Source organism: Microbacterium deminutum (assembly GCF_039530205.1).
GTDB classification, from domain to species: Bacteria; Actinomycetota; Actinomycetes; order Actinomycetales; family Microbacteriaceae; genus Microbacterium; species Microbacterium deminutum.
The window spans coordinates 167,466-178,698 of the sequence record NZ_BAAAOG010000004.1 but is presented as its reverse complement, the minus strand read 5'-3'; the positions used below and the strand labels follow the sequence as shown (position 1 = coordinate 178,698).

The 11,233-nt window shown below is 70.7% G+C and carries 15 protein-coding genes; 9 read left to right on the top strand and 6 right to left on the bottom strand.

The window, feature by feature from the left end; genetic code table 11:
- Positions 1-30 precede the first annotated feature (30 nt).
- Positions 31-588: a hypothetical protein gene (locus tag ABD212_RS12470; protein WP_344095087.1), complete on the top strand. Its 558-nt coding sequence runs from the start codon at positions 31-33 to the stop codon at positions 586-588.
- Between the two features lie 374 nt (positions 589-962).
- Here the strand turns inward: ABD212_RS12470 and ABD212_RS12465 are convergent, their stop codons facing one another.
- From ABD212_RS12465 to ABD212_RS12445, 5 genes are all read right to left on the bottom strand, one after another.
- Positions 963-1,460 (bottom strand): hypothetical protein, encoded by a 498-nt coding sequence (locus ABD212_RS12465; RefSeq protein WP_344095085.1) that lies wholly within the window; start codon positions 1,458-1,460, stop codon positions 963-965.
- Complete coding sequence (locus ABD212_RS12460) at positions 1,460-1,732, bottom strand: hypothetical protein (protein ID WP_344095083.1); 273 nt, start codon at positions 1,730-1,732, stop codon at positions 1,460-1,462. Before ABD212_RS12460 ends, ABD212_RS12465 begins: the two co-directional genes overlap by 1 nt.
- A 79-nt stretch (positions 1,733-1,811) precedes the next feature.
- Positions 1,812-2,252 (bottom strand): DUF1622 domain-containing protein, encoded by a 441-nt coding sequence (locus tag ABD212_RS12455; protein ID WP_344095081.1) that lies wholly within the window; start codon positions 2,250-2,252, stop codon positions 1,812-1,814.
- Complete coding sequence (locus ABD212_RS12450) at positions 2,252-2,551, bottom strand: GNAT family N-acetyltransferase (RefSeq protein WP_344095080.1); 300 nt, start codon at positions 2,549-2,551, stop codon at positions 2,252-2,254. Before ABD212_RS12450 ends, ABD212_RS12455 begins: the two co-directional genes overlap by 1 nt.
- Positions 2,552-2,689: 138 nt before the next feature.
- The gene (locus tag ABD212_RS12445; protein ID WP_344095078.1) at positions 2,690-3,238 is read right to left on the bottom strand and encodes a hypothetical protein; all 549 of its coding nucleotides are present in this window, start codon (positions 3,236-3,238) and stop codon (positions 2,690-2,692) included.
- A 459-nt stretch (positions 3,239-3,697) separates the two neighbouring features.
- Here ABD212_RS12445 and ABD212_RS12440 point away from each other — a divergent pair, with 459 nt between their 5' ends.
- The 8 genes from ABD212_RS12440 to ABD212_RS12405 all read left to right on the top strand — a co-directional run bounded on the left by ABD212_RS12440 (position 3,698) and on the right by ABD212_RS12405 (position 9,090).
- A complete protein-coding gene (locus ABD212_RS12440) occupies positions 3,698-4,576 on the top strand; it encodes a winged helix-turn-helix domain-containing protein (RefSeq protein WP_344095076.1) in 879 nt (292 codons plus the stop codon).
- 66 nt (positions 4,577-4,642) lie between these two features.
- The gene (locus ABD212_RS12435; protein WP_344095074.1) at positions 4,643-5,650 is read left to right on the top strand and encodes a DNA-3-methyladenine glycosylase family protein; all 1,008 of its coding nucleotides are present in this window, start codon (positions 4,643-4,645) and stop codon (positions 5,648-5,650) included.
- Between the two features lie 120 nt (positions 5,651-5,770).
- Positions 5,771-6,187: a VOC family protein gene (locus tag ABD212_RS12430; RefSeq protein ID WP_344095072.1), complete on the top strand. Its 417-nt coding sequence runs from the start codon at positions 5,771-5,773 to the stop codon at positions 6,185-6,187.
- Between the two features lie 33 nt (positions 6,188-6,220).
- Positions 6,221-6,445 carry a hypothetical protein gene (locus tag ABD212_RS12425; protein ID WP_344095070.1) on the top strand — a complete coding sequence of 75 codons (225 nt, stop codon included), beginning with the start codon at positions 6,221-6,223 and terminating at the stop codon, positions 6,443-6,445.
- A gap of 60 nt (positions 6,446-6,505) precedes the next feature.
- Positions 6,506-6,691 carry a DUF1918 domain-containing protein gene (locus ABD212_RS12420; RefSeq protein WP_344095068.1) on the top strand — a complete coding sequence of 62 codons (186 nt, stop codon included), beginning with the start codon at positions 6,506-6,508 and terminating at the stop codon, positions 6,689-6,691.
- A gap of 84 nt (positions 6,692-6,775) precedes the next feature.
- Positions 6,776-7,744, top strand: coding sequence for a DMT family transporter (locus ABD212_RS12415; RefSeq protein WP_344095066.1), 969 nt, complete (start codon positions 6,776-6,778; stop codon positions 7,742-7,744).
- Positions 7,745-7,772: 28 nt separating this feature from the next.
- On the top strand, positions 7,773-8,522 hold the full coding sequence (locus ABD212_RS12410; RefSeq protein ID WP_344095064.1) for an SDR family oxidoreductase: 750 nt from the start codon (positions 7,773-7,775) through the stop codon (positions 8,520-8,522).
- Positions 8,523-8,583: 61 nt separating this feature from the next.
- Positions 8,584-9,090, top strand: a complete 507-nt coding sequence (locus ABD212_RS12405; protein WP_344095062.1) for a DUF6194 family protein — start codon at positions 8,584-8,586, stop codon at positions 9,088-9,090.
- Between the two features lie 6 nt (positions 9,091-9,096).
- On the opposite strand, the gene ABD212_RS12400 is transcribed toward ABD212_RS12405, so the two are convergent.
- Positions 9,097-11,229 (bottom strand): S9 family peptidase, encoded by a 2,133-nt coding sequence (locus ABD212_RS12400; RefSeq protein WP_344095060.1) that lies wholly within the window; start codon positions 11,227-11,229, stop codon positions 9,097-9,099.
- Positions 11,230-11,233: the final 4 nt, after the last annotated feature.

Sequence of the window (11,233 nt, the reverse complement as noted above, 5' to 3'; positions counted from 1 at the left end):
GAGCCGGCCCGTGGGGAAGTATCGTCGAATATGGCGTCATCCCACGACACCGCACCACGGTCGACGGTAGTAGCCCTCGTCGGCGAGGACAGCGACGCCCTCCTCTCGGGTCTGAGCGATGTCCCCGCCCTTGTCGCCCTCTCGCTTCGGCAGGCCGAACCGGCCGCCGCGGCCCGCAGGCTGACGGCTGTCTCGACCCCTTATGTGGTGCACGACGCCGACCCGCTGGAACATGTCGCGGCGGCGTGGGTCGAGCTTTACGAGGAGCGGGCAACCCTCGGCACCCTCGAGCTCGAGGTCGAGAACCTGCTCGGGCTCTTCGACGCTCACGCTGCGGTGATGCCGGACTACTACCTCGTCGCGGGCCCGGAGAACATCGAGGGCACGTGGCGCCACTGGTGGCTGGGGGTTCTCGCCCACCGTGCCCCGTCTCGCGTCCTTCCGGTCGAGGCGTCGGGCGCCGCGCTGCGCGCCCGGCTGCGCGCACTCCCCACGTCGCGACCATGGCCGGATCTGGCGTGGCTGCGACAGGTGCAGTTCGAGATCCCCGACCGCGTGGGGCTGCGCGATCAGCCCGGCGCTGCGTGACGCGGACCCGCACGGCGCAAGCCACCCACGATCCTGCTGAACGACGGAAAACGGTCTCGCCGGCGATGATTCCTGCCAGATCGGAGCCGGGCGGCAATGTCGGAGCCCCGGCGTACGTTCTGACCATCGGAACCTACGGAGGAATCATGCTCTCTACCGTCACGGCCGCTGAAACGCTGTTCCGTCATGACACAGAGACACGAGCGCGTGAGCTCGCGATCTCCAGGTCGATCCGGGACCGCCGAGAAGCCGTCGCCCCGTCGATGCACCAGGTTCGAACCCCTCGCCCCGTGGCCGCGTGGCCTCGTCCGATCGGAGTCAATCTCGAGCTTGCGGGCGCCGCCGCCGTCTGCACCTGACCTACGCGAGGCCGATCAAGACTCCTCAGGACTGCGCGCGTCCCCCGTCGAGACCTGCCGCGCGAGTTCCTCCACGTCGGCGTCGGGAAGGTCGATGCCCGATTGCGTCAGTCGCTGACGGAGCACGTCCGCGATGCGATCGAGCGATTCCGTCCCGACGTCAGCCCGGGTCTGAGCGACGATCCCCGCCACCTTGTCGATCGCCGATGCGTCGTTCTGCGCCATCCCGGGCAGTCGCTGCTCCTGCTCGGTGCCGAGGCCACCCGGCAACCGCTGCGCTTCGCCGACCGAGAGTGTGTCGCGACCCTCATCCTGACCGTGATGATCAGTGCCTTCGGATGAGTCCACCACCCCGAGGCCCACGGCTTCGTGACTCGGTTCCGCAGCCGCGGGTGAGGGCGTGTCGTCTCGCCTCGACTCCGCAGCCACGGATGCCGGAGGCGCTCCGTCGGCATCACCGCGGTCGGGCAGATTCCCGCCGGGGTTCTCGTATTCGTTGCTCGTGCCCGACATCAGACTCCGCCTACCTGTCGTACGTGCTCGGCGGCATCGACCGCGGGATCCGGCGCCCGGCCCTGCTCGAGATCCGCATCGGCGACCAGGTCGGGATCCGCGTCGGTCATCGAGCCTTCCACCGGCGGGACCTCGATCGGACCGGGCACACCGTATCCCGCCGCAGCGGCGCCTGACTCCTCGGTCGTCGAATCGGCCGTGCGACCGTCCTCCCACCCGCCGATCGGGTTCGCGTTGACCTCGCCCTGCGGTCGTTCTCGATCGTCCGACATGGTCGACCCCTTCCATCCTGTACAGGGTCGGACAGACGCGCGGGATCCGCAGGGGGGTTGACGAAGCCGGATGCCGCGACTACTGGCCGGCGGGCGTCTGCGGCGTGCCGGCCGCGGCGGCGCCGGCCGCGCGATCCTTTCCGATGGCCTGGCCGAGAAGCTGACCGCCGCTCGTGAGCATCGCACGCCGCCACGGCAGGACGCCCTCGATCTCGACCTGGATCGACATCGACAGGATCGTCCGGATCAGCACGATGAGCCCCAGGATCGCGGCGTCCTCGAGCGACGGCTTCGATGTGATCGTTCGGATGAGGTCGGCTGCGACGAGGACTTCCAACCCGAGCAGGATGGCGCCCCCGAGCGTCGTGCGGAGCACTGTGAACGCGGCCCGGCCGCCGTCGCCCCGCTGCAGCGACCGGAAGCCCAGCCAGAGCGCGATGAGGAAGCCGACGATCATCGCGGCCGCGCCGATCACCTCGAACCCGACAGCGACCGCTGTGAAGACGTCTTCCATCTGCATCAGGCGCTGCGCCGTTCGTGGAGGATGCCGCGACGGCCCGGGTTCGCCTCGAACCAGTCCGCCACGTACCAGCACATCGGCACGACCGTGCGCCCGCCGCGGCGTTCGAGGTGCGCGACGGCACGGTCCACGAGTTCGCCGGCGTACCCGTTGCCTCGGAAGGTGGGCACCGTGTAAGCCCGCGTCAGCACGACCGTGCGGCCGTCATCCCGGTAGTCGAGCACGCTTACGAGATCGTCGCCGCGATGCAGGGTGTACCGCGAGGCGTCGGGCTCATGGGTGAAGCGCAGGTCGGTCACCCCGAAAGGGTACGCCCGCACCGCGACCCCGGGGCCGCTGCCCCGCCGTGGCGCGTCATTCGGTCAGCACGCGGCTGCGAGCGAGGTCGCCGAACCACGGACCGCCGTCTTTCACCGTCCGAATCCGTTCGACACCGATCATCGCGCCAGCACCGCCCGGCCGCCCTCCGCAGCCGCCGATGAGGCTCCGGCTCCCCAGGCCAGTGCCCAGCCCGCATCCCGCTCGGAGCGCGCCTCGGGCCCACTCGGCACCGACGTCGACCGTGAATGCCGTCGCTCGTCCGTCAGGGGTCGTGACGACCATATCGCGCGCACCTCCGCCGCCGGGGAAGACCCGCAGCTCGAGCCCGTCGAGGTAGTCGTAGTCGGGCTGGTCGGTACGGGCGCCCCACGCAGCACCGCGCCGGGCCGGAGGTACAGCGGAAGGCTGTCGAAACCGTGGGTCTCGCGCCGCCACGCACCGCCCGCCACGGACTCCCCCGTCAGCAGGTTCGTCCACTCGCCGGCCGGAAGGTAGAACTCGACCACTCCGTCTGCCGTGAACACGGGCGCCACGAGGATGTCGGAGCCGAGCAGGTACTGCCGGTCGAGGTGCAGCATCGCCGGGTCGTCCGGGAACTCGAGCAGGAGCGGCCGGAGCACCGGCACGCCGGTGGCGGCGGCATCCGCCCCCCGGGTCTGGGGCACGATCCGTCCGTTGGGGCGGATGGTCTTCGCCCCGATGGAGGAAGCGCGCCCCAAACACAGGACAGCGCCGGGACTGAGCAATGTGACACATTTCGTCACGTTCGGGATGCCGCATCCGGGCGATTTGACTCATTGGGACGCAGTCCGTCATAATCGGGCACATGACTGACAACGCGCGTTCTCTGTCCGCCTGGGAGGCGAACGGGACTGCCGGCATGATGATGGCCGGCCGTGTTGCTCTGTGTTGTCGAATGTGCCACTAGCACGGTGACCCCGGCCGGACTCCTGCACCGCATCTGAATCGCGGTACGAGGAGTTCCCCGAAGCATCGGTCCATGCGTCGATCACGCACATCCGGATGCCTCGCACCCAGCCCGCATCGCCGGGCAGTCAGCAGCACACCCGAACCCTTTCCGGGCCGCACAGCGGCCGGGGTTCACTTCCGCAAGGACCATCATCATGTCGAACACCGCTCTCCTCGAACGACCGTCCGCTCCCAATGGGGCTACGCCCCAAACCCCCGGCTCGCTGGCGCACGCCCCCAATGGGGCTACGCCCCAAACCCCCGGCTCGCTGGCGCACGCCCCCAATGGGGCTACGCCCCAAACCCCCGGCTCGCTGGCGCACGCCCCCTCCCGTCACCTCCGCGCCGTCACGGGCCCGGTCCGCACGGTCGAAGCCGCAGAACAGCCGGCGTCGGCCCCCGCCCAGCCCGAGCGGCACCTGCCCGCCGGCACGGCACCGCGCGGCTTCGCGCTCTACGTCGGAATCGACGAGGAGAAGGCCGCGGCATCCGGTGTCAATCTCGGCGTCCTCGTCGACGCCCTCCGCCGCACCCTGGCCGAACTCGCACCCGACGCCGAGACCTACGCCACCGTCGCACTCGCGCCGGTCGGCTCGGGCGGCCGCGATGTGGATGTCGTGCGCCTCGCGCTGCACGAACCGTCGGCCATCGCCCGCACCAAGCAGGAGGAGCCCGAAGACGAGGACCGCGCCGCCGGCGGAGTCGTCGTCGACATCTCGCGCAAGCGCGTGCTCATCGACGGCGACTCGGCCGCATTCACGTTCAAGGAGTTCGAGCTGCTGCAGTACCTGGTGCTGCGCGAAGGCCGCACCATCGAGCGCACCGAGCTCGTGAACTCGCTGTGGCAGGGAGCGACCGAGGAAGAGGCACCCGGCGAGCGCACGATCGACGTGCACGTCCGGCGCCTGCGCGCCAAGCTCGGCCGCTACGAGGACATCGTGCGCACCGTGCGCGGAGTCGGCTACCGCTTCGACCGTCACGCGGATGTCGCGATCCGCTACGGCCACGGCACGCCTTCACCGGACCGCTTCTGAGACAGCCCGTCGACATCCGGACGTCGACGGCACCGGATGTCGGAGCACGGCGCGTAGGGTGAGCGCATGACGACCTCGCTCACGCGTATCGCGCCGCTCCGGGGCGCGGATGTCGCGGCGAGGCCGGCGGCACGGGACCCTCGCCCGGACCCCGGCCGTCCACGCGAGACCGAGTACCGGCCGCGGCATCCGCTCGACCTGGGCCGGACGGTGCTGTATCAGCGCCGCGGCGGCGGGGACCCCTCGATGACGGTCGCGGGGCGGGTCATCTGGCGGGCCAGCCGCACGCCCGAAGGAGTCGCGACGCTCGCTCTGCGCGAGACGCATCCCGGCGTGATCCGCGGCGCGGCCTGGGGTCCGGGCGCCGGCTGGGCGCTGGCGCAGCTTCCGGCGCTGTGCGGCGAGCACGACGACCCGCGCGAATTCGACGCGTCCCGCCATCCGCTCATCGCCGAGGCCCACCGACGCAGCCCCGGCTTGCGGCTGAGCCGCACCGACCTCGTCTTCGATGCGCTCACCAGCTCGATCTTCGAGCAGAAGGTGACCGGGATGCAGGCCTTCGGCGCGTGGCGGCGCATCGTGACGTGGTTCGGCGAGCGCGCACCGGGACCGACGCCGCGTCCGCTGTTCGCCCCACCGTCGATCGACGGCTGGCGCGGCATCCCGTCGTGGGCGTGGCATCGTGCGGGCCTGGAGCCGCCGCAGGCGCGGACCGTCGTCGAATCCGCCCGGCGGGGCGCGTCGATCGTCCGCGCGGTGGAGGCCGAGCCGAACGGAGCCGGCCGGGACCGCGTGCTCACGAGCGTCCGCGGCGTCGGCCTGTGGACGGCGGCTGAAACGCGCATCCGCGCTTTCGGCGACCCCGACGCGGTCAGCGTCGGCGACTACCATCTGGCCCACGAGGTCGGCTACGCCCTCATCGGTCGCCGGGTCGACGATGACGGAATGCTCGAGCTCCTCGCGCCCTGGGCAGGGCACCGCCAGCGCGTCATCCGCCTCCTCGGCACGAGCGGCGCACCGCGGGAGCCCCGTCGTGGACCGCGGGTGCATCCACAGGATCACCGCGATCGGTGATCGTTCGCATGCCCGACATCCGCATGTCCTTGCGGATGTCGGAGGACCGCGCGACACTTGACGCGCCACGCGGCCGGGCGTGGCATCCACCCTGAATCAATCGATCTCTGGAGTATGGAAATGCCCAGCCTCAACCCTTACCTCTCCTTCAAGAACCAGGCGCGCGAAGCGATGGAGTTCTATCGCGGCGTGTTCGGCGGCGACCTCACGGTCAGCACGTTCGCCGAGTACCCGGGCATGACCGACGACCCCGCCGAGCAGGACCTCGTCATGCACGCCCAGCTGGAGACGCCCGACGGCTTCGTGCTCATGGGCGCCGACACCCCCAGTCGCATGGAGTACGAGAAGCCGGCCGGAATCTCGGTGTCGGTCAGCGGCGATGACGAATCCTCGCTGGAGGGCTACTGGCAGAAGCTCTCCGACGGCGGCTCGGTCACGATGCCGTTCGACACCCCGCCGTGGGGCGGCAAGTTCGGCATGCTGACCGACCGCTACGGAATCGACTGGATGGTGGCCGTCAACGCCGCGCAGGAGTGACCTCGCCGCGGCGCAGGCCCTAGTCTGAACGACATGGCGTCGACGTCGAAGCGATGGACCCGAGGACACTCGGGCTGGGCCTTCGGCACGGCCGTGATGTTCGCCGCGGGCATCGTGTTCGGGATGATCTGGGGCAACGTGTGGCTCGGAGTCGTGCTCGCCGGAGCGGTGTCGATCGGCTGGCTGATGGCATACGAGTCGTGGCGCGGCCGCAACGTAGGGCTCGAGAACCGGGACGACGACGGCGCGCAACTATAGCGCACCAGGCCTGGCACGTCCTCGCACGGCGTCGTATCGTATGCCCAGGAGGTGATCGAGATGCGAGTCAGCGTAGGCGATCGCGTCACCATCCACGGTCGATCGGTCGGGATGCCGGACCACTCCGGCGAAGTCATCGAGGTCCGCGGCGAGGGGGATGACCCGCTCCTCGTGGTGCGGTACGACGACGGCCATCAGTCGATCCTGTCGCGCGGAAGCGACTGCGAGATCCATCACGTGGCCTGACCGCCGAGGTCGAGCGTGCCGTCCACTGCGAGCCCGCGGTCGCGGACGAGGGCGCGGCCGCCTGGTCGCCTAGACTGGTCGACCGTGTCCCATCGCTGGCTTCCGCTCGCCGCGATCGGCGTGTCGGTCGTCCTCTGGTCGGCGGCGTACGTCGTGTCGGGCTGGGCGCTCGAGACGACATCTCCCGCGGTGCTCTCGGTCGGCCGGTTCGCGATCGCGCTGCTCGTGCTGATCCCGCTCGCGGCACGCCGACCGGGACTCGTTCGGACGCTGCGTCAGCCGCGGACGATCCTGCTCGGGCTCACCGGAGTCACGCTGTACTACTCCTTCGCCAACATCGGACTGCTCTTCACAACGCCGGGCACCGCAGCCCTCACGGCCGCGTTCCTTCCGGTGCTGACCGCCGGCGCGGCGGTGCTTCTGATCCATGAGCGGCCCACCCGACGCACCTGGTGGGGACTCGCCCTCGCAACGCTCGGGGTCGGCCTGGTCGCGGCATCCGGATTCCGTGTCGATGTCGGCGTGCTCCTGAACATCGTCGCACTGGCGTCGTACGCCTTGTACACGGTGCTGCTGCGCAAGGACGCCGGGTCGGCGGATGCGCCGGACGCCATCGTGCTGGCCACAGCGACGGGGGTGTGGGGCACGATCATCATGCTCCCCTGGCTGGCGTGGGAGGCCTTCAGCGGCACGATCGCGGTGCCGGGCGATGTGCGCGGACTCGTGAGCATCCTGATCCTCGCGCTCGTCGTCACGGCGCCGACGCTCGTCCTGTTCAACTACGGCGCCGAGCGGCTGCCCGCCGCCGTGTCGGGCGTCGCCACCGCAGCGATCCCTGCGCTCGGGTACGGATTCGCCCTGCTGCTGGGCGAGCCGCTCGATCCGATCAAGGCGATCGGCGGTGCCATCGCGCTGACGGGCGTCGTCATCGCGACGCTCGCCGCCCCCGACATCGAGCCGAGCCCACCCGGTTCCGCGCTGCCGGAGCCCGCCGAACTCGCCACCGAAACCCTGGCGCGGGCGCGCGAGAAGACCCCGGGACCCGACCGATGACGTCTCGCACCAGAACGGGAGTGGTCGCGTGAGGATCGCGGTAGCGGGCGGCACCGGCCTCACCGGCAGGCACGTCGTCGAGATCGCACGGCGTCGCGGCCATGATGCCGTGCCGCTGTCGCGGTACGGCGGTGTCGATCTCGTGAGCGGAGCTGGGCTGCCTCAGGCCCTTGTGGGTGCTGACACGGTGATCGACGTGTCGAACATCGGCAGCATCAAGACCGATGTGGCCGTGTCGTTCTTCGCCGGCGCGACCCGCAACCTGCTGGCGACGGAGCGCAAAGTCGGTGTCACGCACCACATCGCCCTCTCGATCGTCGGAGTCGACGCGGCGCCCGAGGGCTACTACGCAGGCAAGCTCAGCCAGGAGCGGATCATCGAGGCCGGCGACATCCCCTGGACGATCCAGCGCGCGACGCAGTTCCACGAGTTCGCGGCGCTCATGTTCGACACCGCGAAGGCCGGGCCGATGCATCTCGCGCCGCGGGCGCGGACGCAGCCGATCGCGGTGCGCGAGGTCGCCGAGCATCTCGTCACCCTCGCCGAGGACGGCCCCGGGGGTCGCGTCCGCGAGCTCGCGGGGCCGCGGGAAGAGAGCCTCGCGGACATGGTGCGCTCCTATGCCCGGGCGATCGGGCATCGTGGCTGGATCCCGGAGGTCTCGCTGCCGGGTGCGCTCGGCCGGGCGCAGCGCAACGGATCGCTGCTGCCCCAGAACGACCCGATCCTCGGGCGCCAGACCTTCGCGGAATGGCTCGCCGCCCTGCCGGACGGCTGAGCCGCGGCATCCACCCTCCTGCCGTCTTCCGCCGTCGGGGTGCCAGGCCGAGACTGGACGTATGAGCATGGCGCAGATTCTCGACGCTGCCCGTTCCCTCGAGGGAATCCTGGTCCTCGTGCCCGACGAGGACAGCGGAGCGCCCGAGATCGCCTGGGGGGACTGCTTCTTCTACTACGCGCCCGACGGGCAGGTGCCGCAGAACGTGCAGCCGTTCGCGACCCTGGTCACGAAGGACTACCCCGACGACACGCGGTCGCAGCTCGACGCCGAGGGCCGCTACCGGGTCAACATCCACGTCGGGCGGGCGGCGTTCCAAGAGCTGACCGGCGAGGACCCGCGCTCCTTCACGTGGAGCGACTACGCGGCTGAGGATGTCGTGATGCCGCATCCTGTGTACGGCGCTCTCGGCTGGGTCTCGGTGGTCGTCCCTGCCGACAAGACCATGGCGACGGTGCTGAGACTGCTGCAGGACGCCTATGACGACGCCCGCGCGCGAGCGGATCGGCGGGCGTCGGGAGCGCAGGGCGGAGCGTCGTCGGGCGGCGCCGACGCTCCCGACGAATAGTCCCGGCTATCCCAGAAGCTCGGGTCGGTGCCACTCCCCGCCGTGCAGCTGCTCGTCGAGGAACGCGAACACGGTCTGGTACCAGACGACCGCGTGCTGGGGCTTGAGCACCCAGTGGTTCTCGTCCGGGTAGTAGAGGAAGCGGTGCACGGTCGAGCCGTCCGCTGCGGCATGGTGCTCGGCCAGCTCCGACCACAGCCGAAGGCTCTCGCCGATCGGCACGCGATAGTCTCGATCACCGTGGATCACCAGCAGCGGGGTGCGGATGTCGCGCACGAATCGGTGCGGCGAGTGCTCGGTCATCGCCTCCGGCGTGAAGATCCGCTGCCAGTACACCGAGCTGTCGGTCGTGCCTGCGAACTGGTCGAGGGCCCACAGGCTCGCGTGGGTGACGATCGCGCGGAACCGGTCGGTGTGCCCGGCGACCCAGTTCGCCATGTAGCCGCCGAATGATCCACCCATCGCCGCGGTGCGGGTCTCGTCGATGTCCGGCCGCGCGACGGCCGCGTCCGTGATCGCCATGAGGTCGGTGTAGGGCTTGCCGCCCCAGCTGTTCCATCCCCGCGCGATGAACTCGAGGCCGTAGCCCGTCGACAGCGCAGGATCGGGCAGCAGCACGGCGTAGCCGCGCGCCACGGCGAGGAGCGGGTTCCATCGCCAGCTCCACGCGTTCCAGCTGCTGAGCGGTCCGCCGTGGATCCACAGCAGCAGCGGCGCGGGCGCGGCATCCGACGCCCCCTCGGGAAGCAGCAGCCACGCGCGCACCGGGGCGCCGTCCTCGGCGGTGGCCTCGACCTCGCCGATCGTTGCGGGCGCGGCCGGCAGCGGCGCCGGGCTAGCGAGCGGGGCCACGGCGCCGTCACGGCCGATGCGCACCGGATGCGGCGGCGCGATCCACGACGAACGCAGGGCCACGAGGTCGCCCGTGAAGCGATCCACCGCGACGTGCGTGTAGGTGAAGTCGTCGCTCGTCAGCTGCAGCGGAGCCGACCCGTCGAGCGGGATGCGGTAGACGGGTCCGCGCCCATCCGAATCGGCCGTCGCGATGAGGGCGCCGTCGTCACGGTCGAAAGTGAGCGAGGTGGGCCACCGGTCCCATCCGGCAGCAAGGCGCCGGGGGGATGAGCCGTCGATGCCGGCCGTCCACACTTCGACGTCGGCGGGTCCTTCCGGGGTGCTCCGCGGCGAGCGCAGGTACGCGATGCGCGTTCCGTCGTGGCTCATGGCGGGCGCTTCATGGTCGACATCCCCTTCGTCGAACAGGGTCGTCCGCTCACCGCTGTCGACATCGATGGAGACGAGCGCGAACCGGCCGCCCCGCTGCTCGCTGATCTGCAGGGATGCGACGACGGTCGCGCCGTCCGGCGAGACGGCCACCTGGTCGGGATCGACCGTCCGATGGGCAGCGGGCGTGAGGTCGCGCGGTCGCGGGAGGGTGACAGGGTAGGGGGTTCCGGCATCCGCGGGCGCGTCCGTGGCGCCATCCGTTTCCGTGTCGGCCGCCGCGGCAGCGGTCGCCAAAGCGTCGGACTCGGCGACCACCGCGGCGACGGTGTCTTCGAGCGTGTCGAGGTCGATCGCGAGCAGGTGCGGCTCAGCCGGACCGAGGTCATGGTCCCAGAACCGCACGGGGTAGGCGTCGTGCAGGATCGCTGAGACCTTCTTCTCCTTGCGCAGGGCGCGCAGCTTCGCATCGGCCTCGAGCGAGTCCGCTCCGGGCAGCAGCTCCGCGCCGATCACCAGGCGATCCGCGGCCTCGGCCACGGCGGCGATCTGCGAGGCGCCTCCAGCGAGGCGGGTCACGGCGCGGGCTTCGCCGCCCCCCGCAGGGAGCAGCCACAGCTGTCCGGACTCGTCATCCGCTTCGCCGTCGGCATCGGGGCGCGCCGAGACGAACAGGATGTCGCCGCGCGCCGTGAAGGCCGCGCCGGCCTCGCCTTTCGCCGACCGGGTGAGCCGCCTCGGGGCGCCCGAGCCGTCGGACGGCACCGTCCACAGCGAGCGCTCGTACGCGGTGGCATCCTTCTTGAGCACGGCCACGGTCAGCACGGCCTGCGTGCCGTCGGGCGAGAGCGCCAGCGCCTCGATCCGGGGCAGCGAGATGTAGTCGTCGAGGGATTCGAACGGGGTCGGTGCCATCAGC